The following is a 26,147-nucleotide window of genomic DNA, read 5'->3' on the forward strand; positions in this document are numbered from 1 at the left end:
TCGTTGATGGCCGCCACGCGGCGGCCGTCGATTCTCCACCCGGACGCCGGTGATGCCATGCATCGCGATTCCGCGCCTCGGGTAAGCTGGCTGGCGATGTGCGTGGTATCTGCCGCGCATCCACAGCCCGCGTTCCTTTTTCCGTTCCGCTTTTCCGGTTGCCTGTCATGAAACTCGTCGACGAAGTCGAAATCACTGTCACCGCCGGCAATGGCGGCAATGGCTGCGTCGGATTCCGGCGCGAGAAATTCATTCCGCTCGGCGGCCCGGATGGCGGCGATGGCGGTGCCGGCGGCAGCGTGGTGATCGTCGCCGACGAGAACCTCAACACCCTGGTCGACTTCCGCCACCAGACCATGTTCCGCGCCCAGCGCGGCGAGAACGGCATGGGGCGGCAGATGTACGGCAAGGGCGGCGACGAGCTGGTCATCGTGGTGCCGGTCGGCACCGTGGTGCACAACGTCATGACTGACGAGGTCATCGGCGATCTGACCGCCCATGGCCAGCGCCTGCTGGTTGCGCGGGGTGGCATCGGCGGCCTCGGCAACATGCATTTCAAGAGCTCGACCAACCGCACGCCGCGCCAGTCGACACCGGGTGAGCAGGGCGAAGAGCGCACGCTGCGGCTGGAGCTGAAGCTGCTGGCCGACATCGGCCTGCTGGGCTTCCCGAATGCCGGCAAGAGCACGCTGATCCGTGCGGTGTCGGCAGCAACCCCGAAGGTCGCGGACTATCCGTTCACCACGCTGTATCCGAATCTGGGCGTGGTCAGCGTCGAGCCGGCGCGCAGCTTCGTCATCGCCGACATTCCCGGCCTGATCGAAGGTGCGGCCGATGGCGCCGGCCTGGGCGCGCTGTTCCTGCGCCACATCCAGCGCACGCGCCTGTTGCTGCACCTGGTGGAGATCGCGCCGCTCGACGGCAGCGATGCCGTGGACCAGGTGCGTGCGATCGAGCGCGAGCTTGAGAAGTTCGACACCGCGCTGCTGGACAAGCCGCGCTGGCTGCTGATCAACAAGGCCGACACGCTGCTGCCCGAAGAAGCCGAATCCGAGGCTGCGCGCATCATCGATGCACTGGGCTGGACCGGCCCCTGGTTCCTGATCTCCGGCCTGGCGCACGAGGGCACGCGCGAAGTCATGCTCAAGGTGCAGTCCGCGCTCGACGAGCTCGACCGCGACGAGCGCGAAGCAGCCGACGCGGTGTGATCCGTGCGGGCGGCGAGGTCGCTGCCCGTCCGTGCATGAGACGGGTCGTGCGGGCGTATCCCCGCGCGATACGGCACTCGGGCAGCATGCGTGTCGCGCAGTCGCACTGTGGCGGCCACCACTCGCACGGCAAGCAGTTCTACTGCTGCAGAGCGCCTTTCAGGCGCGCGGACATGCGATCCCTCGCGACCACGCAACTCCCTGGCGGATGGAATGGCGACGCCTGTGCGCCCACAGCTCCGCTGGCGCAGCCTGTCAGAAGACGGACTTCACGCGCGAAGCACGCAACAAAAAACCCGGCCAACGGCCGGGTTCTTTCGCATCGACCGCCGAAGCGGCCGGGCGTTGATCAGGCGGCGGCCTTGATCGCCTTGATACGTGCGGTCAGGCGGCTCTTGTGACGGGCTGCCTTGTTCTTGTGGATCAGACCGCGCGAGCTGAAACGGTCGAGGATCGGCTGGGCGACGTTGAACGCCTCCTGTGCGCCGGTGGCGTCGTTGGCGTCGAGCGCCTTGAGCACCTTCTTGACGGCGGTGCGGAGCTGCGAGCGCTGGGCGGAGTTGCGCGCATTGCGCACAACGGTCTGCTTGGCGCGCTTCTTGGCGGACTTGATGTTTGCCACGATGGATTCCTGGAAGCTGGACGTGTGAAAATCCGGCTTGGCCGGACGAACTGGAAATTTGAGCAGGAAATTATGGGTGTTTCAGATACTTGCGTCAACCTGCACGGCCTGAACGGCGCTTTCCGGTGACGGCCCCCGATCCGGCGGCTTCCAGCCCGGCCCCGAAGAAGCGCGGCGGACTGCTGCGTTCGAGCGCAGTGTTCAGCGCGATGACCCTGATCTCGCGGATCGCCGGCTTCGCCCGCGACATGCTGCAGGCGACGCTTTTCGGCACCGGCGGCGCGATGAGTGCGTTCATTGTCGCCTATCGCATTCCGAATTTCCTGCGTCGCGTGTTCGCCGAGGGTTCGATGGCGATGGCCTTCGTGCCGGTGCTCAATGAGATCAAGGAGCGCGGGGATCGCGCCGCGCTGAAATCCTTCATCGACCACATGGCCGGTGCGCTGTGCGCGGTCGTGCTCGTGGTCTGCGCATTGGGCATGTTGCTGGCACCGGTGATCGCGCGTCTGTTCGCACCGGGCTGGGTGGATCAGCCGGAACTGCTGGGCCAGACCGCGCAGATGTTGCGCATCACGTTCCCGTATCTGTTCTTCATTTCGCTGATGTCGCTGTCGGCCTCGATCCTCAACAGCAACGGCAGGTTCGCGCTGCCGGCCTTTACGCCGGTGCTGCACAACCTGACGATGATCGCGGCGATGCTGTGGCTGGCGCCGCGCTTCGCGTTGCCGCCGGAGGGGCTGGCCTGGGGCGTGCTGATCGCGGGTTTCCTGCAACTCGCGCTGCTGTGGCCGGCGCTTGGTCGCCTTGGATTGCGCCCGCGTCTGCGTCCCGGATTCAGGCATCCGGAAGTGCGCAAGGTCGGCAGGCTGATGCTGCCGACGCTGTTCTCCTCGTCGGTCGCCCAGGTCAATCTGCTCGTGGGCACTGCGTTCGCGTCGCTGCTGGCGGCAGGCAGCGTGGACTGGCTGTATTACTCGGACCGTCTGATCGAATTTCCGCTGGGCCTGTTCGGCGTGGCGCTGGGTACGGTGATCCTGCCGCATCTGTCGCGCCGGCATGCGGCCGAGGATGCGACGGGCTACAACCAGTCGCTGGACTGGGGTCTGCGCATGGCGCTGCTGGCCGGCGTGCCGGCGGGTCTGGGCCTGCTGTTGCTGGCCGAGCCGATCACCGCCACGGTCTACAACTACGGCGCGTTCGGCGCCGACGACACGCGCATGGCGGCGATCAGCCTCACCGCGATGAGCCTCGGTGTGCCGGCCTTCATGCTCAGCAAGGTGCTGGCGCCCGCGTTTTACGCGCGGCAGGACACCAAGACCCCGATGCGCGCGGCGATCTGGACGGTCGCGGCGAACGTGCTGCTGACGATCGCGCTGACCACGCCGCTGTGGCTCTACGACGTGCCCGGTGCGCATGGCGGCATCGCCCTGGCGACGGCGCTTGCGGGCGTGGTCAATGCGGCGCTGCTGTGGCGGTATCTCCGCCAGCGCGGGATTTTCACCCCGGAGCCCGGCTGGGCGACCTATGCGCTGCGCCTGACCTGCGCCTGCGTGGCGATGGCGGTCGTGGTGCTGGGTTTGCGGTTCTGGATCGGTGCCTGGACCGACATCCACGGTGCGCTCCATCGCATCGGCTGGCTGGTGCTGGTGATCGGTGCGGGCGGGGCGACTTATGTGGTGGCCATGGTCGCACTGGGGTTGCGGCCGCGGCACCTGCGCCACTGACCCGCGCTCGTGCGCGAGGCAGCTGAACCCGGGTCAGGTCGGGTGGCGGCTATACTTGCCGGTCACTTTTTCCCGCGGGCGTCCACTGGTGCGCCCGCCGCAACGGACCCACATGAGCAGGCTGTTCCGCGACATCGCCGGCGGGCCCCTCTGTGCCGACGGCAGCGTGGTCTGCATCGGCGCGTTCGACGGGCTGCATCTCGGGCACCAGGCGTTGGTGCGGCACGCGGTCGCGCGGGCGCATGTGCTGGGCGTCGACGCCGCCGCACTGAGTTTCGAGCCGCTGCCGCGGGAGTTCTTCGCCGCTGCATCGCCGCCGCCACGGCTCGGACCGGTGCGTGCGAAGTTCGAAGGCCTGCGCGGTCTCGGCGCGGACGTCGTCGGCCTGCTGCGTTTCGATGCGCGCATGGCGGCGATGTCGCCCGAAGCCTTCGTCGATGCGGTGCTGGTGCAGCGCCTGCGTGCGCGCGAAGTCTGGGTCGGCCCGGGTTTCCGCTTCGGCCACAAGCGTGCCGGTGATCTGGCGACACTGCAGGCCCTGGGCCGCGAGGCGGGTTTCATCGCCGGCGAGATCGAGCCGCTGGTCGTCGATGGCGAGCGCGTGTCCAGCACCCACATCCGCAATGCGCTGGTGGCCGGTGATTTCGAACACGCCGCGCGCCTGCTCGGACGGCCTTATGCGGTCTCCGGGCGCGTGGTGCGCGGCAAGCAGCTCGGCCGCACGCTGGGCTATCCGACCGCGAACCTGCGCTTCGGCGGCAAGGTGCCGGCGCTGCGCGGCATCTACGCCACGCGCGTGCACGGCATCGGCGACGCGCCTTGGCCGTCGGTGTCGAGCTTCGGCACGCGGCCGACGGTCGGTGGCGTCGAACCGCTGCTCGAAGCGCATCTGTTCGATTTCGACGGTGATCTTTACGGCCGCCGCATCGAAGTCGAATTCGTCGCGCGTCTGCGCGACGAGGAAAAGTTCGACGACCTGCCGAGTCTGGTCGCGCAGATGGATCTCGACGCCGCACAGGCGCGGGCCGTCCTCGCCGCACCGCATTCCCCACGACACGAAACGCAACGACAGGACTTCGCGTGAGCGCAGACGCCAGCAACTCCAATCCCTACAAGTCGACGATCCATCTGCCGGCGACCGACTTTCCGATGCGTGGCGATCTGCCCAAGCGCGAGCCGGCGATGCTGGCGCGCTGGGAAGAAGAGGGCCTGTACGCGCAGCTGCGCACGCACGCACAGGGACGCCCGCAGTTCGTGCTGCACGACGGCCCGCCGTATGCGAACGGCTCGATCCATCTCGGCCATGCGGTCAACAAGATCCTCAAGGACATCATCGTAAAGTCGAAGGGCATGGCGGGTTTCGATGCGCCTTACATCCCGGGCTGGGATTGCCACGGCCTGCCGATCGAGATCGCGATCGAGAAGAAGTGGGGCAAGGTCGGCGTCAAGCTCGATGCGGTGGAGTTCCGGCAGAAGTGCCGCGAGTACGCCAACGAGCAGATCGACATCCAGCGCCGCGACTTCAAGCGCCTCGGCGTGCTCGGTGACTGGGACAACCCCTACCGCACGCTCGATTTCCGTTTCGAGGCCGACGAGATCCGCGCCCTGGCCAAGGTCGTCGACAACGGCCATCTGACCCGCGGCGTGAAGCCGGTGCACTGGTGCTTCGACTGCGGCTCGGCCCTGGCCGAAGCCGAGATCGAATATGCCGACAAGGTCTCGCCCGCGGTCGACGTCGCCTACGTCGCGCGCGATTCCGCCGCGTTCGCGCATGCGTTCGGCGCGACGCTGCCGGCTGACGTCGACGTCGCGCTGCCGATCTGGACGACCACGCCGTGGACGCTGCCGGCATCGCTCGCCGTGTCGCTGGGCGCCGATCTCGAATACGCGCTGGTCGAAGGTCCGCTTGCGCAGGACGGCCGTCGCCGCTGGCTGGTGCTGGCCGATGCACTGGCCGAACGCGCGCTACGTCGCTACGGCGTCGACGGCGATGTCGTCGTGCACGGTCGCGTCGCCGGCAGCGCGCTCGAACACCTGGTGCTCGCGCATCCGTTCTACGCCGAGCGCGATATCCCGGTGATCCTCGGTGATCACGTGTCGGCCGAAGACGGTACCGGCGCCGTGCACACCGCGCCCGGTCACGGCCAGGAGGACTACGTCGTCGGCAAGGCCTACGGCTTGCTCGATCTCTACACCGCGGCCCAGCTCAATCCGGTCGATGGTCGCGGCGTGTATCTGCCGTCGACGCCGCCGATCGGCGACACCGTGCTCGCGGGTCTGCACATCTGGAAGGCCAACGACGTCATCGTCGATGCGTTGCGTGCGCAGGGCAGCCTGATCGCGTTCGCGAAGATCGAGCACAGCTATCCGCATTGCTGGCGCCACAAGACGCCGATCGCGTTCCGCGCGACGCCGCAGTGGTTCATCTCGATGTCGCAGGCCAACCTGCGCAACGACGCGCTGGCCGCGATCAAGGACGTCACCTGGTATCCCGAATGGGGCCAGGCGCGCATCGCGGGCATGGTCGAAGGACGCCCGGACTGGACGATCTCGCGCCAGCGCACCTGGGGCGTGCCGATCGCGCTGTTCGTGCATCGCGAAACCGGCGAACCGCATCCGCGCAGCACCGAGCTCATGCGTCTGGTCGCCGATCGCGTGGAAGCACACGGCGTCGACATCTGGTACACGCTCGACGCCAGCGAACTGCTCGGCGACGAGGCCGCGGATTACGACCGCATCACCGACATCCTCGATGTCTGGTTCGACTCGGGCGTCACCCATGAAGGCGTGCTGCTGGCGCGTGGCTACCAGAAGCCGGCCGACCTCTATCTCGAAGGCTCCGACCAGCATCGCGGCTGGTTCCAGTCCTCGCTGCTGACCGGCGTCGCGATCGACAAGGCCGCGCCGTACCGGCAGTGCCTGACGCACGGCTTCACCGTCGACGAGCACGGCCGCAAGATGTCGAAGTCGCTCGGCAACGGCATCGAGCCGCAGGACATCATGAAGACGCTGGGCGCCGACATCCTGCGCCTGTGGATCGCCTCGGCCGACTACAGCAACGAGATGTCGCTGTCGCAGGAAATCCTCAAGCGCACCGCCGACGCCTATCGCCGCATCCGCAACACCGCGCGCTTCCTGCTCGGCAATCTCGCCGGCTTCGAGCCGGCGCGTGATCTCGTCGCGCCGCAGGACATGGTGGCGCTGGACCGCTGGATCGTGCATCGCGCGGCCCAGTTGCAGGCGCAGATCGAAGATGCCTACGCGCGCTACGACTTCGCCGAGATCGTGCAGGCGCTGTCGAACTTCTGCAGCGTCGATCTGGGTTCCCTGTATCTCGACGTCACCAAGGACCGGCTGTACACGATGCCGGAGCATTCGGTCGGCCGTCGCAGCGCGCAGACCGCGATGTACCACATCGCCGAAGCGTTCACGCGCTGGATCGCGCCGGTGCTGAGCTTCACCGCGGAAGAGCTGTGGAGTCATCTGCCGGCGCCGGTAGGCGGCACCCGCGAGGCCAACGTGCAGTTCGCGACCTGGTACACCGGCCTGACCGGGCTCGGCAGCGATGCCGACTGGTCGGCGCAGGATTTCGACCGCGTGCTGGAACTGCGCGAGCGCGTCTCCAAGGTGCTCGAACCGATGCGCGCCAGCGGCGAGATCGGCGCGGCGCTCGATGCCGAGATCGAACTGCGCTGCGGCGTGTCGGACGCGAACTGGCTGTCGCCGGTGGTCGACGAACTGCGCTTCCTGCTGATCAGCGGTGATGTGACGATCGTCGATGACGCCAGCGCGACCGCGATCGGCGTGACCGCGCGTGCGACGGCCAAGCCCAAGTGCGTGCGCTGCTGGCAGCGTCGTGACGATGTCGGCGCGCATGCCGAGCATGCGGAGTTGTGCGGCCGCTGCGTGGAGAACATCGCGACCGATGGTCGCGACGGGCAGGGCGAGCTGCGGAGGTGGTTCTGATGGCCAAAGTGACGCCCAATGCCCTGCCGTGGCTGGTGCTGTCGGTGGTGGTGATCGTGCTCGACCAGCTGACCAAGTACTGGGTGCTGACTTCGCTGCCCGAGTACACCGCGATCCCGGTCATCGACGGTTTCTGGAACTGGTACCGCACCTACAACACCGGCGCGGCGTTCAGCTTCCTGGCGAACGCGGGCGGCTGGCAGAAGTGGTTCTTCACGATCCTCGCGATCGGCATCAGCGGCATGCTCGGCTGGTGGCTGGCCAAGACCCCGCGCCGCGACTGGCGCACCGCGCTGCCGTTTGCGCTGGTCATCGGCGGCGCACTGGGCAATGTGATCGACCGGCAGATCCATGGCCACGTCGTCGATTTCATCCAGTGGCACTGGCAGGACTATTACTGGCCGGCGTTCAACCTCGCCGATGCCGCGATCGTGGGCGGTGCGATCGGAATCGCGTTGTTCGGGTTCTTCCCGGCGAAAAAGAAGGCCTAGTCGGTTCAGCGGAGGCGGTCGCGCCGGCTGGGCGTCCCGCGCCGTGAAAAGCCGACGTGGAAGTGGCGTCGGGTCCCTGTGCCATGCCGGAGACACTCCGTCGCGCCCGTTGCCGCTTCATTCCTGCTGCCTTCGGTAAACTAGCCGCCATGGACATCGTCCTCGCCAACCCCCGCGGCTTCTGTGCCGGCGTCGATCGCGCGATCGAGATCGTCAAACGTGCGATCGAGACGCTCGGCGCGCCGATCTATGTGCGCCATGAAGTCGTGCACAACCGGTTCGTCGTCGAAGATCTCAAGCGCCGCGGCGCGATCTTCGTCGAGGAGCTCGACGAAGTGCCCGACGGCGTCACCGTGATCTTCAGCGCGCACGGCGTTTCGCAGGCCGTGCGCGAAGAAGCCACGCGTCGCGGTCTCAAGGTGTTCGACGCCACGTGCCCGCTGGTGACCAAGGTGCACTTCGAGGTCGCGCGCCACTGCCGCGCCGGCCGCGACGTGGTGCTGATCGGTCACGAAGGCCACCCGGAAGTCGAAGGCACGATGGGCCAGTGGCGCGCCGAGGCGGGCACGGGCTCGATCTATCTGGTCGAGGACGAGGCCGACGTCGCCGCGCTGGTCGTCAGCCAGCCCGAGAACCTTGCCTACACCACGCAGACCACACTGTCGGTCGACGACACCCGCGGCGTGATCGCCGCGCTGCGCGAGAAGTTCCCGGTGCTGCAGGGGCCGAAGAACGACGACATCTGCTACGCCACGCAGAACCGTCAGGACGCCGTGCGCGACCTCGCGCGCGAATGCGATCTGGTGCTCGTCGTCGGCTCGCCGAACAGCTCCAACTCCAACCGCCTGCGCGAGCTGGCCGAGCGCGACGGCGTGGAGGCCTATCTGATCGATGGCGCCGAGGAAATCGACCCGCGCTGGGTCGAAGGCCGCCGCCATATCGGCGTGACCGCAGGCGCCTCGGCGCCGGACATCCTCGTCCAGGGTGTGCTCGACCGCCTGCGCGAACTCGGTGCGGACGGCCTGCGCGAGCTGTCGGGCGAGCCGGAGAACATGGTCTTCGCACTGCCCAAGGAACTGCGCCTGCAACTGGTCGATTGACCGCAGGCGCCGCGCTCCCTAGAATTCGCGTCCCAAGCCGGAATAGCTCAGTTGGTAGAGCGGCGCATTCGTAATGCGTAGGTCGTAGGTTCGATTCCTATTTCCGGCACCATGTTAAAGCTGTAAAAACAAAGGGTTGGCCGGTTTTCCGTCCAACCCTTTGTCGTTTCAGGCAGGGAAAAACAGGGATTTCCAGCCCCATCTTTTCCCAAAGTTTTCCCGAGGCCCATGGACGGAATGCTCCCTCTTCTGCGCGAGATGTTCCCCGGCAAGGTCATGCTGTCGGTGGAAGACGTCGCCCTGGTGATGGGGCGCACGGGTGCAGGCGGGTATGAGCAGACCCGCGAACAGCTCGCGGCCGGTGTCATTGTTCCGGGGCTTCGGAAGATGGGCGGCTCCTGGCTCGTTCCCATCACCGCGTTGGCAGCAGCTCTGGATCGCCTCGTGGCCGTCGACAACAACGGTCTGGCGTCACCCAAGCCGCTACCTGCCCAACGCGCTGTCATCAATCCTGAGCGCGCTCCAGAGCGTCCTAACAAGGGCCGCATACCCAACCGCCTCAAGCAGCAGCAGATCCGCGCTCTGGCCTTCTGGGGGAGCGTGCTGGCACTGGTCAACGCCAAGCGCTTCGACAAGGCATGGGCGCCAGGCGTGCCGTCCGGCGAGCCCACGCGCTTCTGACCTGACCAAAGACGAGTTTTCATGGCCCTGACTGCTGCACAAGCCCACAAGCGCGCCGCTGATCTTTTCTTCGACAAATTCGGTGTCCGCACCGTGGAGCGCCTTGAGAAGCTCATCGACGCGCAAGCTGAGAGAGCTCGGAGCAGCAAGTTTCGGAACGCCAAGGATCACGAGTTCGACAACACCGAGCTTTCCTTTAACGAAGCGGCCGGCGTGCTGGCGGTCAGCACCGCGCAGCTGGAGATGCTGCTGAAGAACCACCCCACAAAAAAGCCTCTGTTCCAGGTCAAGGGCACCAAGAAGCGCACAACGCGCCTCCTTGCCCTGCTCGAGTGGCGCGACTATCTGCGCAGGAACGGGGCTTGGTTGCCGTTGACCGCTCGCGGCGCGGCCCCCGATGCGTTGCTCACGGCCAAGCTGCCGTTTCTCGTGAGCAAGGGTGGGGGCGCCAAGCAAGTGTTCTTGGAGCCTCTCGTGGGCGACGAGCTTTCCGACGCGATGTTGGCGCGCATCGACGCAATCTTGCGGCGCGAGGTGGGCGTAGGCGTGCGGGTGTGCACCCTGGCTCAAGCCCTCCAGAAGCCATGGAAGGACGCAGGCATCAAGGTCGCTTGGCGGGCCTCCTACGACAAGTTCTTGGTCAAGCAAGTCGATCGGCTTGAGTCAACGGCGCAAAGCCTGCGCGAGGCGAGGGCCTTGCTGAAGAAGACGCAGTTGGAAGAGGCATGGGGCCAAAAAGAGCTACCCGCACGAACCAAAGGCGATCGGCGCGTCTAAACGACGACTGAAAAATTTTGGACACCCTTCCAAACCCCCGGTCCCAAAAGGCCGGGGGTTTCTCATGATGGCTCCAAGGTCGGAGCGCCCCTAACGCCCCGGCCGGTAAGCACCGGCATCCCGCCGCCTGCTCAATCCCAACGCTGACCCTGGACGGCCTCATTGGGGCCGTGATGGCGAAGCTTTGCCTGGAGAGTCTCATGAACGCAAAAGCCGCCAGCAAGCCCCTTTCCAGCGCTTGCTACAAAGCCTGCGACAAGTTGCACACGACGGACGCCTGGTTCACGAAAACGCCCATTGTCGAAGCCCTTGGAGGTCGAGAGGGATTCGATTTGGATCCCTGCACGCCCGAAGACCCTTTGCTTCTGCCCGCACGGACGGCTCGTCGTTTGATTCCGCCTAGTGAAGACGGCTTGTCGACTTCTTGGCCGAAGACCGACTTCGTGTGGTTGAACCCGCCCTACGGAAAGGGCATGCCGAAATGGATGGAGAAGATGGCGAACCACCCGGGGGGAGGCGTTGCCTTGGTGCCGGCGCACATGGATCCGAAGTGGATGCACGATTTCGTCCTCAACCACCGAAACGTCAACGCGATCTTCATCACACGCGGCCGATTGAAGTTCATCCGAAGCAATGGAGTGGTGGGAAATGCATCCCCGTCCGGATCGGTCTTTGTTGCCTACGGTCCGAGGGCTGAGAAGAACCTGCTCGAAGCCCAGAAAAATGGCGTGTTGGTCGGGAAGTTCTTTGCCTTCCAGAGGGTAGTGAAAGTGTCGTCCGGTGGTTTGGCGGCAGCTAACGACAACGAGTAATCCTAAGTGTTCGTGTGTGACCAGGCGTTGGCGCTTTGCGCAAGGATGATTGTTAGCTTGAAATAGTTTTTCCAAAAGTTAGCCAGCACTCAATCAGGAGATAACCAGCGGATAACCAGCATTCAAATGACTGATACCGAAGGATAAATTGCCAGATGCTGGTTAACTGGTCAGGATTTCGAGTTATTTATGATGCGCCCCCTTTTGAGAAATACCCTAACAATGGAATGGGGCAATGACAGGGGGCGCGCGTAAGTAGACCTGAAAAGATAAGCAGTTAACCAGCACTAGCCAGAGAAGTTCAAAAGAAACAGAGGCTTATGGGCTTTTAGTCTGCTGGTTATCTCCTGGTTATCTGCTGGTTAACGGGTTTGAGATAACCAGCAATCAAAGTATTTTCCATTGAGGGGGGTTGACGGATTTGGGATTTCTGTTTTGTTGGATGTATCGCAGTTGAAATACGGAGACGCCGTGAATACCCCCGACAAGCCTTCCATTCGCAAAATCATGTTGACGCTTCGGGTCGAGCCGGAATTGAGCAGGCGATTGAAGCGAGAAGCTGAAAAGTCTGGCCTGACACCAAGCGAGAAGCTTCGGCGAATCCTTGATAGGGCGCTTCCCGAAGCCGCGTAACCCTTCCCCCAAAAAGAAATCCCCCGCCTGGCAGGGCGAGGGATCGATGGAGCTACCGCTATGTCTAATTTCAATCTGGCCGAAGATCGGCCTGCAGTCAACCCCTCAAACGTTGAATCGCTTCTGGTGAAACGTTGGCAGAAAAATGCCAAGGATCGCGACGTCAACTTGAAGCAAGAAGATACTTGGTTGAACAGCCATTCCAAAGTGCGACTGGGCAAGGGCGAAATCAAACCGCCCAGTCTCGATTCCATCTATGCCCGGCATCTCATGCTTGGCCTCGACGGCAGCATGTGGGCATGTGCAGAAGACGAGTTCGCATCCGAGTCCTGCCTCGTCTATCGCTGGACCGGGACGCACTGGGGCGTCATCCACCGTGGTATCGGCGAAGGCCTTTGCTCAAGCTGGCTCGACCGAGGCGTTCCCAGCAAGGCGGGGCAACGGGCAGCCCGCGATTGTTGGTCCTATGCGCGCACCCGGTTGTCCCAGACCAACCCCCTTCCCCAGATTGACTTGGGCCGGGCAATCGTGCCCTGTCAGGACGCCTATCTGGAAATCACAAAGAAGGGCATCAAGGCCATGGCGCCGGACCCCGAGCTGGGGATGTCCCACGCGCTGAACATCGCCTCTGGCGCCAGGCACGGTCACGCCTATGTCCCGCAGGCGCTCCCCGCGTCTTCGAAGCTCCACAAGTTCCTGAGCCGTGCGTTACCGGACCCGGAAGTTCGTGCGCTCGTCCAAGAGCAGTGCGGCATGACCCTGTTGCCAGGCAACTACCAGATGGCGACGTGGTGGTTCGGCGTGCCCGGCAGTGGCAAGAGCACGCTGGCCGAAGCTGTCGAGCTCATGCAAAAGCAGATAGCGCGGCTGAACCTTCAGACGTTGGGCAACACGTTTGCGCTGGAGGGAATCATCGGGGCCAACCTCATTGTGGTGGACGAGAACGAGTGCGAGAAATACCAGGAGGGCACGTTCAAGTCGCTGGTCAGCGGCAATGGGGTGTCGATCAACCGCAAGAACCTTTCGGTCATCAATTACCACTCCCGGGCCAAGTGGCTGCTCACCTCCAATCAGTCGCCGTATTTCCGTGACCGGAGTGGCGGCGTCGCCCGGCGCCTCACGATCGTCGAGTGGAAGGTCCAGATCCCCGAAACGGAGCGCGAGCAGGACTTCCACAAGGTGATCTTTGAAGAGGAGGGGCAACTCTTTCTCGACTGGATGCTGGAAGGCGCACGCCGAATCGTGGAGCGCGGCCGTTTCATGGCCGACCATGAGTTGCCCGCCGCGGCACGCGAGGCCAAGCAGGCCTCCGTCCACAATTCGGACTCGATCGCGTCTTGGGTCCACCATGACCGGGTGCTGTTTGGCGACGCCGCTGGCGGCCGCAAGGCCGAGCAGGCCATCACGGTCATCTACGAGCGTTACAAGAAGTGGTGCGAAGGGCAGGGATTCGAGGTCTTCGAAATCCTCACCCAGCGGCAGTTCACGGGTGGGTTGAAGACAGCCGGCTTCATCCAGGGCAAGGGCGCCAACCGTCAGTTCAAGGGCGAGCAGAAGGCCTTCTTCCCTTGCTCATGGGCCGGTGCTCAACCCGAGATCGAACCCTATGTTGAACTGACTCACGACCAGCTCGACGCGATGGAAGACAACAGTCTCCAGGACGCCATAAACGACCAGAAGGCGAAGGAAGAGATTCTCAAGGAGGAGAGGCGCAAGGCAGAGCAGGAGAAGGCTGAGCGCGTGGCAAAGTCCAATGAGGTGTTTTCCGATCGTCTTTCGAAAAAGCTTGATGAGAAGGCCGGACGCCCTGGCGAAACACTGCCAGAATCGCTGAAGGGGCTGTTTGAACCGCCGGTCCACGAACCCACTGCCAGGAATTTGAAGGTTGTTGGGGGCGATGCCGCGGGAAGCGAAACGAAATTCAGTAATGGCTAAAATATTGGCCGCTTGCCAACGAGAAATCCCGCTTTATGGTCAATGCAATGCCATTGAGCGGGAATTCTCATGCAATCCGACGCCTTCATTGAAGACGCCCTTTCCGATGCTGACGCCCTGGCCGCGTCTCCCCAATACCGTCTGACCCAAGCCGAGGGGTTCATGACCCTCGAGCGCGTCATCCCCGGCGAGCCCATCGAAGGGTTGCTGGAAGACCACGAGGTCTCGGCCCTAGTGCTCGAGCTCCTCGACGCTGGGCACACCCTCCGCATCCAGACGGCGTGAGGGACTCGACATGGGCCGATATCCCGCACGCCAGCAAGCAAAGGCACCGTCGTCCACCTATTCGGACTACGTCCAGCAGACCAGCGAGCAGCTCGCCGAACTGATGGCGGCAAGCCAAGCGCCGTTCCAGCGGCTCTGGGAGCCAGGCGCTGGCTCCATGTCGATGCCCTACAACGCCACCACTGGCAAGGCCTATGCGGGCTTCAACTCGCTCTGGTTGTCCATCCAGCAGATGGTGTCCGGCTACGCGGATCCTCGCTGGCTGACCTTCAAACAGGGGCAGGGCTTGAAGGCCCGCCTGACCAAAGGGTCGAAGGGCGTCAAGCTGGTGAAGTGGGTTGAGGCCTCTGTTGCCAAGACCGACGAAAAAGGAGACGAGGAGGGCAAAGGCGCATCCCGCCTGGTCCCGGTGCCGTTCACCGTCTTCAATGCCGAGCAGTTCGAAGGCTTGGCGCCAGCCCTGGTGCGCGAACCCCGACCCGAGCACGAGCGGCACGCCCAGTGCGAAGCGCTTGTCGCGGCCACGGGCGCTCGCATCTTCCATGGCGGAGACCAAGCGTTCTACCGCCCGGCCACGGACTCGGTCCACATGCCCGAGCAAGCCCAGTTCCACACTCCAGACGGCTACTACGCAGTGCTCCTCCACGAGTTGGGCCACTGGACGGGCCATCCCACGCGGCTGGACCGAGATTTGTCGGGTGACTTCGGAAGCGAAAGCTATGCGCGCGAAGAGCTTCGAGTAGAGGTCGCCAGCTTCATGGCAGGGCAACGACTAGACATCGGCCACAACCCTGCACGGCATGCCCGCTACCTCAACAGTTGGGTCAAGGTGGTTCGTGAGGACCCCAAAGCCATCCTAAAGGCCTGCCAGGACGCCGAAAAGATCTGCACCTTCCTCGGGGTGGAGAAGTTCGAGCACGTGCCCACGCAGCCGATGGAGAAAGCTCAGGAGCATGCGCAAGAGCTTGAAAAAACTTCCCCCGTCTCCGTGCCCGTTTCCACCCCCATCGCGGCCCACTCGCCAGCCCCTTCGCTGGTCTCCCTCCACGCGGCAGCGTTTGCCGGTGACGTCGACACCATCCTTGCCCACGCCAAGCTCGGGGCTGACTTCAACGCCATCGGCGAAGACCGTCGCGGCATGACGCCCGCCCACCTAGCGTTGAGCAAGGCCTTCGCCTTCGATCACGTTAGCGGCTATTGGAACGAGAGCCTGCACCACCTCAACGCCTTTCAGGCATTGCTGAAGCATGGGGCGCGGCTGGACGTCCCCAACGCCCTAGGCTTCACCGTCGAGCAGCAGGCGGATCGCTTGATGGGGCTTTTCAAAGAGGGAGGGCCAACGACACCAGAGAAGCTATTTGGCCAAGGACGAGCCTTGAATCGGCGAAAGGAAATGGAAATGAGCCTTTAATCCTTGCCATTGTTGACTGGCTATGGGATTTTTACCGTTCATTCGAAAAGGCTGGAACTCAATGGCGAAGTCGCGCGCGGATTTGTTGGCAGAGAAGAGAAAGCACGAAGAAGCACTGGAGGCGGCTGCCGCATCCCTTCGTGCTCTTGATGAGCAGGAAGCTTCGAAGGTTTACGAAAAGGTGGTTGAGCTGATCGGTCAGTCCGGTGAATACTTCAGTCTCGCCCAGCGCAATCAAATCGTGCGCTTGGTCAAGCCGGATGGGTCTGCCAAGCCGGCCAGCAAGGGTGGATCGGTCGCCCCCAAGTATCAGCTCGACACCGGCGAGACGTGGGCAGGCCGCGGCAAGACCAGCGCCGCCCTGACCAAGTGGGCTGGCAGTGCAGAAGGCAAGAAGTGGCGGAAGGAGAACCCGGGGCAGCAGTATCCGGCTTATCCGAACCCGAAAGCACCGAAGTAAAAACACCGTCTATCCGATCAGAGGGCTCCCAATTGGGGGCCCTTTTTCATTTCTAGGGGTTGCCAAACGGGGCGGCAGTGATTAGCTGGAGTGAACCCTAGATTGGAGAACCGCCTTGAACTACATTCTCGCAGCCGTCGCATCCGTATTGACCCTGCTCATTATCCCGCTTCAGGCTGACATGGTTGTAGCCGCAGCTTCCGTGGCTTGGGGTGTTGCGTTGTTTGCAATCGCAGCCGATGCGCTGGACGCCGAAGATGGCCTACCCATCGTCCGTGGGGTGCTCATCTGGGGCATTGCTTTGACGGGCATCTTTGCGGCGATGGCGGGAGTGTTAGGTTTCTTGCTTTGCACCACTTCTTTGGGGCTCGCCGCTTTGTGCGTTTGGAAATTTCAGCGTCACCAAATAATTTCTTGATGGGCCCTTGCCAAACCCCAATCGTTCTCTAAAAAGAATGGAAGGCCGAAATGTCTCGGTCCCCACTCTTTCTCTGGAGAACCTGTCTCATGCTTCAAAAATCCCTCCTCGCTTCCATCGCCCTTGGCCTCACCCTTACCGCTGCTACCGCACAAGCTCAAGACGCAAGTGCAGATTTACGCATTGAAGCGTTTGTCGAGAACAGCTGCATCATCCTTCCGACTGACATGTCGGGCCTCTCGCTCAACGGCACCAGCAATGGGCAAGCCACCTCCACCAACATCGCTGTCATGTGCAATGCGGGCACCTCCTACGCTGTAACTCCGGGAGATGGGCTTCACTTCGGTGCTGGTAGCGACGCCGGTAGGCGCCATCTCTCGGATGGCGGCGCCAACTTCATTCCCTACGCGTTGTTGCACGAAGACGGGTCCACGAGTTGGGGCGAGGGCGCTCAGGCAATCTCAGGCGTCGGGACTGGTCAATGGGAACAGCACGGAATCTTCGTTGAGTTCTTCAACGTCAATCGTGCGCCGGGCGGAACGTATTCCGACACGGTCGTTCAAACCGTTTCTTACAACTGATCAGCTCTGATTTAAGAGGCCCCGCATTGCGGGGCTTTTTTTTGTTTCTGTGAATTGACAAACAGAATTTGAGATTTAGGTTGGAATAATCCTGACCAGAGTGCACAACGTGATTAAGAACATTTTTCTGGCCGCTGCATTTGCAGCTGCATGCTCATTGAATGCGTCGGCTTCGAATGGAATTTCCATTCATCCTGTGACACTGGTTGCGCCAGCAGAAAGCCGATCTCACGCGGTGACGTTAACAAACGAGGGCGACAAGCCGATTCGGTTCCAGGTCGATGCCTACCAATGGTCCCAAGTGGATGGGCGAAACGTCCATGCAGCCTCTTCTGATGTGTTGGCGTCTCCAGCGATCGTGGAGGTTCCCTCAAAGGAAAGGCGGGTGGTGAGGGCCATGCGTGTGCAGGGGCAGGGCACTGCGTATTACCGTCTGCTGCTTCGCGAACTGCCAGAGCCTGCGTCGGTCGGCCAGTTGGTTCGAATGCCGACCAATCACAACCTTCCGCTGGCTTTCGAGCCTGCGAGTCAGGTGCTGCCCTCGTTGGCAGCAACTTCCCAGGCAAACGGTTACCTACTCACGAACTCGGGCGCCACGGCCGCTCGCTTGACCGCGATCGGTGCCCCTGGCCAAGAGCCCTGGCGCAAGGGCGCGCTGGGCTGGGTGCTCCCCGGGTCTTCCCTGCTCATCGAAGTAGCGCCAGGCCAACGCGCCGCAGCGCTTGAGCTGACGGTCAACGGCAAGCCAGTCACCGTTACACCAGGGCAATAATGCTCCGCACGTTGTTGCTGTTGGGTCTGCTGGTCTCCGCGAGCGTGCTTGCCGCGGACATCCCCGAGGGGGCGGCACCTGCCATTCTCCAGCCCCTGGTCAACGGCAAGCCCGTCGGCGAAGCCGCGTTGTTCTGGAGCCTGGACGGACAGTGGTTCGCAGACGCCAGCACGTGGGTTGCGCTGGGCGCCAAGCTTGCCCCGGGCACCCAAGGGTCTCTCTCCGCGGAAGAGGCGGACGTGGGCCTGAGCGTCGACGAGAACGCGGCGACGGTCGCGCTCACGCTCCCCATCGACCCCGATGCAACTCAAGCACTGAACCGACATGCTCGTGCGAGCGCGCCCTTGGCCGATGCAGCGCCAGGCGTGTTGGCCAACTACTCCCTGGCCGCAAGGACCAACTCCGATCGCCAAGCGTTGTCGGTGGGCCACGAGCTTCGCACTGCTGGCCGCTGGGGCGTGCTCTCCACCAGCGGGCAGTTCAACGCGGACAGCGATCGAGGCGGCGAGTATCGCCGTGGCATCACGCGCTGGCAGCGCGACGACCTCGAGCGCCAGCTCACGTTTCAAGCGGGTGACGTGTTCGCCACTACCCGCACGGGCGCGATGAACCTCGGCGGCGTGCGCATCGCCAAAGACCCTGGCGCGCTCGACCCTCTAACGCCCACGTATCCGGTTTCCTTCCTGGGCGGCATCGCGCTGGATCCTTCCACCGTGGAAGTCCTGGCCAACCAGGCGAGAGTGCTCAACGCCGACGTCGAGCGTGGGCAGTTCCGGGTGGAGGGCAGCGTGTTGTCGCCCGGCGCCAACCAAACCCAAGTCGTGGTGCGCGATCGCTTCGGCCGCTCGTCGGTCTTGAGCGACGCCCGCGTCTACGTTTCCCCATCGCTGCTGCGCCCGGGTCTTTCGACGTGGGACATGGCGGTGGGGCAGGTGCGGCAGGACGAAAACACTTACGGCCCAACGAGTGGCAGCGCCAACTTCGCTACCGGCGTGTCGGACCGCTGGACCCTGCGCGGAAGCACGCAAGCCGATGAGGATGGCCGGTCTAACGTCTCCGTTGGGGCAGTCACTGCCTTGGGCACGTGGGGCACGTTCGACATCGAGGCAGGACAGTCGACCGGGGGCGGGCGACGATGGGCAGCGGGCTACAACTACCAAGGGCCGAAGTTCGGCATGCGCATCGACCACGAGCGCAACGAGGAATTCTGGCGGCTGTCGAGCAATGCCTCGCCCCAGCCCCTCCAGCGCACCCGAGCTTCTGCGTTTTACCGTCCCACACGCTCGCTGTCGTTCCGCGCGAGCTACTCAGACTTGGTGTTCCAGCACTCCGAGCTGTCGTTCGCTGACGTGGGCGTCCAGTGGCGCCGTGGCCCCAGCCACGTGTCCGCAGCGGTGCTCCGAGATTTCACCCGCAGCGAGACCCGCATCGAGCTCGGCTACGCATATGCGTTCGATCGCGGGCGCGTGAGCGCCAGTGCCAGGTTGTCTCCTGCCCAAGAAGCCTTCGTGCTGCGGGGCCGCACCCAGGTCGACGTCGCCGGCACCGCGGTGCACGTGGGCCTGGACCTGGAAGACGGCACGCTGGGCCAACGCGCTCGCGCTTCCGCCGACTGGAGCACTGGCGCCGGCTATGCCCGCGCTGACGTCGAGCATCGCTTCGGAAGCACCGATGCGTCCGCTTCCTTTTCCGGAGCGGTCCACCTCGATCGGGGTGGCGTCAGCTTCCTCCAGCCAGGCGAAGCGTTCGTGGTCGTGGACGTGCCAGGCCAAGCGGACGTCCCCGTGCGGGTGCATGGCAGGCTCGCCGGCAAGACCAACGCCAGGGGGCGACTGGTGGTCGGCGGCATCTCTTCATTGACCCCTGTTCGGGTTCAAGTCGACGAGCGCGCGCTTCCCATGGGCGCACGCATCGGTGAGGCGGAGAAGACGGCGATGGCCAACCGCTCAAGCGGCATGCGGATGTCGTTCCCGTTGCTCACGCAAGGCGCGCGGACCTTCCGCCTGACCGGCCCCAGCATCGAGCCCGGCACGAAAACGGAGACGAACACTGAGTCGACCCTGGTCGGTTTCGACGGCGTGCTCTACCTCGAGCATCCCAAGCCCGGCATGGCCCTGAGAGTGGAAGGCGTGTGCACGGCAACGCTGCCCGAGGACCTAGGTAACGCGGAAAGCGTCTCGACCCTTCAGTGCCAATGATCCCGACGTTGGGGCAGGGGCCTTCATTCGCGGTGGCCTCTCAAGGGGGACCTTGGCTGCGCTACACGCACCCGCAAGGGTGAACCTCCTCCTCTGCGTTTCGGCCCTTCTCTGCGCCGCTGCCGCGGTGCTCGTTCTCGGGTGCGGTTGCTCGACCGGCGGACCCCACGAGGCGCATCCGTCGCGCTTGGCGCGAGGCAGGCGTTGCTCGTCGACCGGATGAGTGTGTGCCGCAGGAGCGGGCTTAGAAGCCCTGTCCGAGTCATCCATAGTCAATTAGCAGCACGTCACCATTCAACTTTCCAAAGCCCGCCGCCTGTGCATGTTCCACAATGATGAAGAGATTTCCAATCTTCATCACCAAGCAAACGAGCAAGACCCTTCTTTGCTTTATGCGCCCCGTTCGAAGATTGCCAAGCGGTATGCCCGCAGTCGCTCGTTTGTGCCATCTTGTCAGCCTTCCCGGCATTAGCGATCTTCTTGTAGAACCTAACTTCGCCCTTTACAGGGGCGCTATCTTCGTCGTTAGAAGCGCCAGAATCACCTTGTCCGACATCCGAGATAGTCGCGGCTTGTTGCAATTGGTAAGAGAGCGCTCGATTCCTCTGCTCTGACGCCTCAAGCTTCCTACTTAAATCATCAGCTATGGCCTGCAACTTCTCCAAGCGTTCTTCGGAACTTTTACGGACATCCCGAAGTTCCTTACTCGCGGTAAGTTGATGAAGCTCTTTAATCTTGTTTGGAGGGGTGATGGAAACGGCCGTCGCTGAAAGTATGAGGTTGCGCAACTTGGCCTGGAATCGTTTGGCGTAGGTCTCATCGTCCGCTTCGTCTTCTGGAAGGAGAGATTCCTCCGTCCAAACGAAAGAGCGCGGCATCTCTTGTGTTCCATTTGCTGGCCAATAGAGACGAACGGCCCCCATATAGCACGAGTGCCTTTTCCCAACTTTTGAGCTCAAGAACCGAGAGCCGTCCTCTGTGATGCGGATAACTTCCGCTGCACCGACAAGATCACGGGCGAGCTTATCGGCAAGACCAGGCCATGCTTCCTCCCCTTTATATTCGGAGACTAAGACGAGTGGCATCTTCCTCGATTGAGCATCGGAAATGCGTTGAACTAGATCAGACACTTCTTTGTCGGTGTCCACTACGCTGGTGACCCGGGGAATCACGGAGTTCGCGTAAATCCAATCGTCGTAAGCTTCGAGCAGGTCACGAATAACCGCTGGGCAGCGAGCGTCCGTATAGGCGTCAATGATTGCTTCCTGTGGGCTTGAAACGGAAAGCCCACAGAAGACGGTGATCGTTCCTTCAGAGCACAAAGCGGAGATGGTTGTTGAAAAATCCAGTCCGGAGGTTGATTTTTCGAAGAGCGTAAAATCGATCAGCTCATCCCCGTCATGCTCATGTTTTGAAATGGTGTAGATGCCCGTGTCATCTTGTCGAGTCTTTGATCGGAAGAAGCCGTCCGCCTGTAAAGGAACTTCAGCCCCCTTCTTGATCAACCAATTTTCAATGATGGTAATTACTTGGGCATGGCGCTTCTGAGCCGTCCCTAAGTCATTTGAAGGAAGCGAAAGGCTGTAGGCAGCAAGCTGGCGCATATGTATCAACCCTCTTCATAAAAAATTACGTTGCAGGTGAGATGGCGCCAAGTCCGAGTGTCATCGGCGATGGTGACGCTTCGGCAGAGCGTCAAGCCACCTTCAGAACAATGATCTCGTCCGCCTCAAGGGCTTCTTTCATGGCGCCGGGACGCTGAACCTCAAGCTGCAGGAGCGTTGCTTCGCAATGCAGCTTGGGCAACGTGTTCTTCCCGTCCTCAAGCAGCGCCTTGACGTCGGCAAGGTGCTCGTGGGTGATGCCAGCAGCGAACTTCCGATCGCTGGTGAGCCCGTGCACGCGCCTGGCATTCAGGTCGACGATGTTTGAGGACAGTTCTTGAACGGTCTCAAGCGCCTCGTTGGCAGCATCCACACGCAGCTGCAAGTGGGCCATCACCATGCCAATGTTCACGAGGCGCGCCTGCATGAGTTTGACGTTTGCAACGTCTTCTGCGTTTCCAAGCGACTGGAACGACAGGTTCTGCAGCAGGCGTAGATTGAACTGATACTCCTGCTGGAAGGGAAGGATCAGGTTGCTCATGGCTTGCAGGTTGTTGGTGGCGCAATGCTGCCTAGCAGTCTTGATTAGCGCATGAATGTTCGATTCGTCTCGCAGGATGGCGCGCTCCTGAGCCATCGAAGCCAGCCCCAGGAGGCGATCCACTTTTTCGCCTTGTGCTTGGATCAGGTCGCTGACCTTGTTGAGCTTGTTACAAACGATTGCGAAACCAGCAACCGAGACCGCAAGGTTCACCGCCGACATCACCAGGTTCGCCTGCTGCAGACCCTTGATGACGTCCATGCTCTCCTGAAGCTGCCCCATGCCACCGCTTATCGCGTCCACGCTGCCTTGCATCTCGCCGAGCTTGCTCTCGAGCATCTGCTTGAGCTGCTCCATCTGCTCACGACTCTTGGCTTGGTCGGCCGGGAACAAGATGTGGCTATGGATCTGGCCAGCCTTGGGGTGGCCCTTGGGGTAGCGAAGCACGCCGCCCCATTCCTTGAGCTCACCGGACCCGAGCATTGCTTCAACGTCGAGGCGTTCGGTCAGGATGCGGGTAACGTCGCCGGTAGCGTTGGTGTTTACATGCATGCTTCGAGCTCCTTCTTCAGCACCGAAATTTCTTCGTCCATCTGGCGGCGGCGGATCAGAGCAATCTGAAGCACGGCTGGCGTGGTGACGCGGAACGCGGGTCCCGCGACTTCATTGGCCGTGTAGGCAAGGCCCGCCACGGCTGCAGGAGGAGCCACCAAGGAGGCAAGGCGCCCACCGACGAAACTCATGATGCCCGTCGCGGTCCCGGTGCCAGCGATGCCGGCAACGGTGCTGCCAGCAGTCGCCAAGCTCCCCACGATCGCTGAAAGGGCATCCGAGCTAAAGCCACTGGGCCCGCCTGTCGGCTCACCTTCTTGCGGTTTGCCATGCTTTTTGATTGCAGCTTCGCCTGCCTTCTCTTCGATCTCGAACAAGTCGTCCTCGGGCAGGATCTTCGCACCGAGCTTCTCAGCGACATCGCTTGCGATTTCACGGTAGTCCAGTTTGTTGGACCGAACGGCGTTCATGAAGGTATTGCCGCCGAACAGCATCAGCTCGTCGGCGAGATCGCCAGCGATCAAGTGGAGCTTCTCCGCCAACCTGTGGCTCTGGATCTTGACGAGGCTCTCGCTGGACAAGGACACGCGGCCTTTGCCGCTGTCCGTAATGACGTCAGCAAGAACCGCCAGTTCGTCGTGCGTGGCACGCGAAAGCAGATCTGCCAAGGGCAGATCGCGTTTAACAATAGTGTTCATCCATCCCCCTGTGAGAACAGCACGTAGCTGTTCGGTTCTTCCCTGGCCGCATGGTGGCCGACCCTTCGAAGTCTCACACGCGCGCGTGCATCTCGCTATCAGGAATCGGGTGATTTTTGCTGAACTCAGCGAGCTATCCGTTGCTGTAGTCACGACGGCTGACCCAACGGGCGACTGATTGCCAATCCGCGTCACCTTCGGTCAGCACAACCGAGCGCAAGGCAAGCCTCCTCCACTGCGTTTCGGCCCACGCCCACGCCTCTCGCTGCCTCTGTCGGCGGGCCTGGGTGCGCGCGTTCCTGCGCCTCCCTTTCCCGGTTCGCGAGCAATCCGCTCAGCCCACTGGAAAACACCATGACCCTCGACACCACCTGGCTGGCCCACCTCAACGAAGCCTTCCTGCGGCACTTCGGCATCACGACCACCGACGCGGGATTCAGCGACAGCGACCTGGCCCGCTATGCCGACCTGTCCCCCAAAGACGCTGCCCTGGAGCTGGGGGCCGATTACGACCTCGAACGGATCGATGTCGGGTGGCGGTAGCCCGGGAAACATTTTTCAAGCCAAAGGCCTGCAAAGGCCATTTCGCTTATTGACAAATGGGAAATCGTCTATTGCATGGAGTGTATAGCAAGTTCATTACAAAACCCGAAACGTGAAAAAGAAAAACCTAACCCCTGAGCCTTGACCTACCCATTGAGAATCGACCCATGACCATTCGCGCCATTCGCAACCTCGCCGTCAACTTTGCCTGTGCTTTCGCTCTGCTCTACCTGCTTCATCTGGGCACCAGCAAGGGCCTCCCGCAGTTCCATCAAGCCCTGGCAGACGTCCAAACCCAGACCAAAGCAAAACCCCAATTCCAAATCCAATACCCATCCCGCCGTTGACATGCCCAACCCCAAGCGCAAACGCCTCCTGCTGCCCCCCGTCCGCGTCGAGCCCAACCTCTACGACGCGATTGCGGGCATAGCGAACCACGAAGACCGCTCCCTTTCGGACGTCATGCGTGAGCTCTTGAGGGCTGGGCTGAAGCAGCAACGCCTTTTTCTTCCCACCGGAGCCCCACGCCCATGAACTACCGAACCCTCGTTCTCGCCATCACCCTCGCCATCATCCCCGCTGTCTCAATGGCGCAATCCAATTCCACCTCCGCCAGCCGCTACGGCGCCAGCGAAGCCTTGAGCGTCCAAGACGCTCGCCTTGGGGAGGTCTTGATGGTCCGCCAGGTCACCCTTCAGAACGACCGCAGCTTCAACACTGGTTCTGCCGTTGGCGCAGCCGTGGGCTACGCCGCGGCCCAGCAAGTCGACGGCAGCTACCGCGACGCGGCGCGAGTCGCTGGCACGGTCATCGGCGGGGTGGCGGGCACGTCCGTCCAACGACGCTTGTCGGGCCGCAACGCCATTGAGATCTACATCCGTGACCTCGCGAACAACGGCAGGGTGGTGGTCATCGTCCAGGACCATACCGATGGCATCCAGCAGGGCGATCGCGTGTTCCTGGTGGGGTCGGGTAGCAAGACCCGTGTGGTGCGCGCGCCCGACGCCGACGAGGCCTACGGCAGCATCGAGCTGGGCAGGAAGGCTAGCTGGATTCACGACGGTTCCCCGATTGGGGGCGTGGCCATCGGCTGCGATCCGTTCGTGTGCCAGGGCACCACGAGCACTGCCATTGGCCGTGGAGCGCGCTGATGAGGGCCATCGCACGAATGAAGGGTTGTGCACGGACTTTCCGCTTCCTGATGGAGAAATTAGGGCTTTGCTCTGCTAAGAGCGATCAGGCCGTTGAAGCACTCACGAGCGGTGAGTTGTCAGCGCATGTCCAGCAATTTGGCTCGGTCGGTAGCGGTAGGAGTTGGTCCGGAAGCGTCTTGCCGGGCTCATGTCAGCCGCGCTTGCGTAGTGCAGGCTGCTCGTGGCGGAAATATCAATCTCGGTGGGAGCGCTGATGGACCTCCACATCGCCAGAGAGAAGATTGAAAAGGTTGTCGACGCGGGTGCCGCCATTGCGATGCGTCGCGACGACGAGGCGCTGGGCCAACTGTTCGACGTGTATCAAGAAGCGCTGCCTGGCGATCTCCTCCTGCTGGGAGAGGGCGAGGTCGTGGCGATGTGCCGCGCGGATAGCGCGGTGGACGTGGCGAAGGTGAAAAAGTTTGTGGCAGCAGAAGGTCGTCGTCTTCCTCCGCTATCGACCGCAGCGACGGTCCTGACCTGGGGCATGTGCCCGGGTTCCATCAGCTACCTCGCGGCAAGCTTGCCGTTGCCTGGCCGTCGCATCGGCCAAGGGGACCTGTGTGAGTCGGACCAAGACCAACCTCTCGATGGCAAGGGTGAGCGGGCCGTCTTCGTGGGCTCGAACGACTTCATCGTCAAAGGAATCAACGAGCTTACGGAAGAGGAGCGAGTTGAAGCCAAATCTATTCTTGCCAGTCATCTCGCCGCTATCGAGAAGGAATTCGAAGCAATCGAAGCGAAGGCGAAGGAATCCCTGGAGGAGCGATTCGCTGTTGAGCCGGGCAAACCGCTTCACCGTCTTGCGCTATGGAAAATCGAGGAGCTGGAACGCCAGCTCTGCATCCGGTCAGTCCTCACCTCGGTGGCGTGCTTCATGTGCGCCATGGGTGGCATGGCCCTGATGGCGTGGGTGGCGGCATGAGCGCGGGCCATCCATAT

The 26,147-nt window shown here is 62.5% G+C and carries 25 protein-coding genes and 1 tRNA gene; 22 read left to right on the forward strand and 4 right to left on the reverse strand.

Going from position 1 to position 26,147, the window contains the following annotated elements:
- Positions 1 to 167: 167 nt before the first annotated feature.
- Complete coding sequence (cgtA, locus tag AC3A4E_RS06680) at positions 168 to 1,208, forward strand: Obg family GTPase CgtA (RefSeq protein WP_487630729.1); 1,041 nt, start codon at positions 168 to 170, stop codon at positions 1,206 to 1,208.
- A gap of 349 nt (positions 1,209 to 1,557) precedes the next feature.
- On the opposite strand, the gene rpsT is transcribed toward cgtA, so the two are convergent.
- Positions 1,558 to 1,830: a 30S ribosomal protein S20 gene (rpsT, locus tag AC3A4E_RS06685; RefSeq protein ID WP_232116222.1), complete on the reverse strand. Its 273-nt coding sequence runs from the start codon at positions 1,828 to 1,830 to the stop codon at positions 1,558 to 1,560.
- A gap of 179 nt (positions 1,831 to 2,009) precedes the next feature.
- On the opposite strand from rpsT, the gene murJ reads away from it, so the two are divergent.
- The 17 genes from murJ (at position 2,010) to AC3A4E_RS06770 (ending at position 20,074) form a co-directional block, all read left to right on the forward strand.
- On the forward strand, positions 2,010 to 3,554 hold the full coding sequence (murJ, locus tag AC3A4E_RS06690; RefSeq protein ID WP_487632037.1) for a murein biosynthesis integral membrane protein MurJ: 1,545 nt from the start codon (positions 2,010 to 2,012) through the stop codon (positions 3,552 to 3,554).
- A gap of 112 nt (positions 3,555 to 3,666) precedes the next feature.
- Positions 3,667 to 4,638: a bifunctional riboflavin kinase/FAD synthetase gene (locus AC3A4E_RS06695; RefSeq protein WP_487630730.1), complete on the forward strand. Its 972-nt coding sequence runs from the start codon at positions 3,667 to 3,669 to the stop codon at positions 4,636 to 4,638.
- A gap of 65 nt (positions 4,639 to 4,703) precedes the next feature.
- Positions 4,704 to 7,520 (forward strand): isoleucine--tRNA ligase, encoded by a 2,817-nt coding sequence (ileS, locus tag AC3A4E_RS06700; RefSeq protein WP_487632038.1) that lies wholly within the window; start codon positions 4,704 to 4,706, stop codon positions 7,518 to 7,520.
- Positions 7,520 to 8,011 carry a signal peptidase II gene (gene lspA, locus AC3A4E_RS06705; RefSeq protein WP_487630731.1) on the forward strand — a complete coding sequence of 164 codons (492 nt, stop codon included), beginning with the start codon at positions 7,520 to 7,522 and terminating at the stop codon, positions 8,009 to 8,011. The genes ileS and lspA overlap by 1 nt, the downstream gene beginning before the upstream one ends.
- A gap of 149 nt (positions 8,012 to 8,160) precedes the next feature.
- Complete coding sequence (ispH, locus tag AC3A4E_RS06710; protein ID WP_487630732.1) at positions 8,161 to 9,111, forward strand: 4-hydroxy-3-methylbut-2-enyl diphosphate reductase; 951 nt, start codon at positions 8,161 to 8,163, stop codon at positions 9,109 to 9,111.
- A 36-nt stretch (positions 9,112 to 9,147) separates the two neighbouring features.
- Positions 9,148 to 9,223: transfer RNA gene (locus AC3A4E_RS06715), tRNA-Thr, on the forward strand.
- Between the two features lie 116 nt (positions 9,224 to 9,339).
- The gene (locus tag AC3A4E_RS06720) at positions 9,340 to 9,792 is read left to right on the forward strand and encodes a hypothetical protein (RefSeq protein ID WP_487630733.1); all 453 of its coding nucleotides are present in this window, start codon (positions 9,340 to 9,342) and stop codon (positions 9,790 to 9,792) included.
- Positions 9,793 to 9,813: 21 nt separating this feature from the next.
- Positions 9,814 to 10,569 carry a hypothetical protein gene (locus AC3A4E_RS06725; protein WP_487630734.1) on the forward strand — a complete coding sequence of 252 codons (756 nt, stop codon included), beginning with the start codon at positions 9,814 to 9,816 and terminating at the stop codon, positions 10,567 to 10,569.
- Between the two features lie 200 nt (positions 10,570 to 10,769).
- A complete protein-coding gene (locus tag AC3A4E_RS06730) occupies positions 10,770 to 11,381 on the forward strand; it encodes a DNA N-6-adenine-methyltransferase (RefSeq protein ID WP_487630735.1) in 612 nt (203 codons plus the stop codon).
- 693 nt (positions 11,382 to 12,074) lie between these two features.
- Complete coding sequence (locus tag AC3A4E_RS06735) at positions 12,075 to 13,949, forward strand: DNA primase family protein (protein WP_487630736.1); 1,875 nt, start codon at positions 12,075 to 12,077, stop codon at positions 13,947 to 13,949.
- 69 nt (positions 13,950 to 14,018) lie between these two features.
- Positions 14,019 to 14,234: a hypothetical protein gene (locus tag AC3A4E_RS06740; protein ID WP_487630737.1), complete on the forward strand. Its 216-nt coding sequence runs from the start codon at positions 14,019 to 14,021 to the stop codon at positions 14,232 to 14,234.
- Positions 14,235 to 14,244: 10 nt separating this feature from the next.
- On the forward strand, positions 14,245 to 15,645 hold the full coding sequence (locus AC3A4E_RS06745) for an ArdC family protein (protein WP_487630738.1): 1,401 nt from the start codon (positions 14,245 to 14,247) through the stop codon (positions 15,643 to 15,645).
- Positions 15,646 to 15,706: 61 nt separating this feature from the next.
- The gene (locus tag AC3A4E_RS06750; RefSeq protein WP_487630739.1) at positions 15,707 to 16,105 is read left to right on the forward strand and encodes a histone-like nucleoid-structuring protein; all 399 of its coding nucleotides are present in this window, start codon (positions 15,707 to 15,709) and stop codon (positions 16,103 to 16,105) included.
- Between the two features lie 115 nt (positions 16,106 to 16,220).
- Positions 16,221 to 16,523, forward strand: a complete 303-nt coding sequence (locus AC3A4E_RS06755; RefSeq protein WP_487630740.1) for a hypothetical protein — start codon at positions 16,221 to 16,223, stop codon at positions 16,521 to 16,523.
- An 89-nt stretch (positions 16,524 to 16,612) separates the two neighbouring features.
- A complete protein-coding gene (locus AC3A4E_RS06760) occupies positions 16,613 to 17,104 on the forward strand; it encodes a spore coat protein U domain-containing protein (protein WP_487630741.1) in 492 nt (163 codons plus the stop codon).
- 109 nt (positions 17,105 to 17,213) lie between these two features.
- Complete coding sequence (locus tag AC3A4E_RS06765; RefSeq protein WP_487630742.1) at positions 17,214 to 17,876, forward strand: fimbrial biogenesis chaperone; 663 nt, start codon at positions 17,214 to 17,216, stop codon at positions 17,874 to 17,876.
- A complete protein-coding gene (locus AC3A4E_RS06770; protein ID WP_487630743.1) occupies positions 17,876 to 20,074 on the forward strand; it encodes a fimbria/pilus outer membrane usher protein in 2,199 nt (732 codons plus the stop codon). Before AC3A4E_RS06765 ends, AC3A4E_RS06770 begins: the two co-directional genes overlap by 1 nt.
- Positions 20,075 to 20,361: 287 nt before the next feature.
- On the opposite strand, the gene AC3A4E_RS06775 is transcribed toward AC3A4E_RS06770, so the two are convergent.
- The 3 genes from AC3A4E_RS06775 to AC3A4E_RS06785 form a co-directional block, all read right to left on the reverse strand.
- On the reverse strand, positions 20,362 to 21,678 hold the full coding sequence (locus AC3A4E_RS06775; RefSeq protein ID WP_487630744.1) for a hypothetical protein: 1,317 nt from the start codon (positions 21,676 to 21,678) through the stop codon (positions 20,362 to 20,364).
- Positions 21,679 to 21,769: 91 nt separating this feature from the next.
- Positions 21,770 to 22,771, reverse strand: coding sequence for a hypothetical protein (locus AC3A4E_RS06780; RefSeq protein WP_487630745.1), 1,002 nt, complete (start codon positions 22,769 to 22,771; stop codon positions 21,770 to 21,772).
- Positions 22,762 to 23,469, reverse strand: coding sequence for a YaaW family protein (locus tag AC3A4E_RS06785; protein WP_487630746.1), 708 nt, complete (start codon positions 23,467 to 23,469; stop codon positions 22,762 to 22,764). Before AC3A4E_RS06785 ends, AC3A4E_RS06780 begins: the two co-directional genes overlap by 10 nt.
- Positions 23,470 to 23,823: 354 nt before the next feature.
- Here AC3A4E_RS06785 and AC3A4E_RS06790 point away from each other — a divergent pair, with 354 nt between their 5' ends.
- The 4 genes from AC3A4E_RS06790 to AC3A4E_RS06805 all read left to right on the forward strand — a co-directional run bounded on the left by AC3A4E_RS06790 (position 23,824) and on the right by AC3A4E_RS06805 (position 26,130).
- A complete protein-coding gene (locus AC3A4E_RS06790) occupies positions 23,824 to 24,012 on the forward strand; it encodes a hypothetical protein (RefSeq protein ID WP_487630747.1) in 189 nt (62 codons plus the stop codon).
- A 167-nt stretch (positions 24,013 to 24,179) separates the two neighbouring features.
- Positions 24,180 to 24,359, forward strand: a complete 180-nt coding sequence (locus AC3A4E_RS06795; RefSeq protein ID WP_487630748.1) for a hypothetical protein — start codon at positions 24,180 to 24,182, stop codon at positions 24,357 to 24,359.
- Between the two features lie 183 nt (positions 24,360 to 24,542).
- Positions 24,543 to 25,163, forward strand: coding sequence for an outer membrane lipoprotein (locus tag AC3A4E_RS06800; RefSeq protein WP_487630749.1), 621 nt, complete (start codon positions 24,543 to 24,545; stop codon positions 25,161 to 25,163).
- A 256-nt stretch (positions 25,164 to 25,419) separates the two neighbouring features.
- Positions 25,420 to 26,130 (forward strand): hypothetical protein, encoded by a 711-nt coding sequence (locus AC3A4E_RS06805; protein ID WP_487630750.1) that lies wholly within the window; start codon positions 25,420 to 25,422, stop codon positions 26,128 to 26,130.
- The last annotated feature ends 17 nt before the right edge of the window (positions 26,131 to 26,147 follow it).

It is taken from the genome of Luteimonas sp. Soil_N_1 (assembly GCF_057656255.1).

Excerpts from the sequence above, each read along its gene's own strand:
- cgtA (WP_487630729.1), top strand. The coding sequence starts at position 168 with ATGAAACTCGTCGACGAAGTCGAAATCACTGTCACCGCCGGCAATGGC.
- AC3A4E_RS06695 (WP_487630730.1), top strand. The coding sequence starts at position 3,667 with ATGAGCAGGCTGTTCCGCGACATCGCCGGCGGGCCCCTCTGTGCCGAC.
- ileS (WP_487632038.1), top strand. The coding sequence starts at position 4,704 with ATGCGTGGCGATCTGCCCAAGCGCGAGCCGGCGATGCTGGCGCGCTGG.
- lspA (WP_487630731.1), top strand. The coding sequence starts at position 7,520 with ATGGCCAAAGTGACGCCCAATGCCCTGCCGTGGCTGGTGCTGTCGGTG.
- ispH (WP_487630732.1), top strand. The coding sequence starts at position 8,161 with ATGGACATCGTCCTCGCCAACCCCCGCGGCTTCTGTGCCGGCGTCGAT.
- AC3A4E_RS06720 (WP_487630733.1), top strand. The coding sequence starts at position 9,340 with ATGGACGGAATGCTCCCTCTTCTGCGCGAGATGTTCCCCGGCAAGGTC.
- AC3A4E_RS06725 (WP_487630734.1), top strand. The coding sequence starts at position 9,814 with ATGGCCCTGACTGCTGCACAAGCCCACAAGCGCGCCGCTGATCTTTTC.
- AC3A4E_RS06730 (WP_487630735.1), top strand. The coding sequence starts at position 10,770 with ATGAACGCAAAAGCCGCCAGCAAGCCCCTTTCCAGCGCTTGCTACAAA.
- AC3A4E_RS06735 (WP_487630736.1), top strand. The coding sequence starts at position 12,075 with ATGTCTAATTTCAATCTGGCCGAAGATCGGCCTGCAGTCAACCCCTCA.
- AC3A4E_RS06740 (WP_487630737.1), top strand. The coding sequence starts at position 14,019 with ATGCAATCCGACGCCTTCATTGAAGACGCCCTTTCCGATGCTGACGCC.
- AC3A4E_RS06745 (WP_487630738.1), top strand. The coding sequence starts at position 14,245 with ATGGGCCGATATCCCGCACGCCAGCAAGCAAAGGCACCGTCGTCCACC.
- AC3A4E_RS06750 (WP_487630739.1), top strand. The coding sequence starts at position 15,707 with ATGGCGAAGTCGCGCGCGGATTTGTTGGCAGAGAAGAGAAAGCACGAA.
- AC3A4E_RS06760 (WP_487630741.1), top strand. The coding sequence starts at position 16,613 with ATGCTTCAAAAATCCCTCCTCGCTTCCATCGCCCTTGGCCTCACCCTT.
- AC3A4E_RS06770 (WP_487630743.1), top strand. The coding sequence starts at position 17,876 with ATGCTCCGCACGTTGTTGCTGTTGGGTCTGCTGGTCTCCGCGAGCGTG.
- AC3A4E_RS06775 (WP_487630744.1), bottom strand. The coding sequence starts at position 21,678 with ATGCGCCAGCTTGCTGCCTACAGCCTTTCGCTTCCTTCAAATGACTTA.
- AC3A4E_RS06780 (WP_487630745.1), bottom strand. The coding sequence starts at position 22,771 with ATGCATGTAAACACCAACGCTACCGGCGACGTTACCCGCATCCTGACC.
- AC3A4E_RS06785 (WP_487630746.1), bottom strand. The coding sequence starts at position 23,469 with ATGAACACTATTGTTAAACGCGATCTGCCCTTGGCAGATCTGCTTTCG.
- AC3A4E_RS06790 (WP_487630747.1), top strand. The coding sequence starts at position 23,824 with ATGACCCTCGACACCACCTGGCTGGCCCACCTCAACGAAGCCTTCCTG.
- AC3A4E_RS06795 (WP_487630748.1), top strand. The coding sequence starts at position 24,180 with ATGACCATTCGCGCCATTCGCAACCTCGCCGTCAACTTTGCCTGTGCT.
- AC3A4E_RS06800 (WP_487630749.1), top strand. The coding sequence starts at position 24,543 with ATGAACTACCGAACCCTCGTTCTCGCCATCACCCTCGCCATCATCCCC.
- AC3A4E_RS06805 (WP_487630750.1), top strand. The coding sequence starts at position 25,420 with ATGGACCTCCACATCGCCAGAGAGAAGATTGAAAAGGTTGTCGACGCG.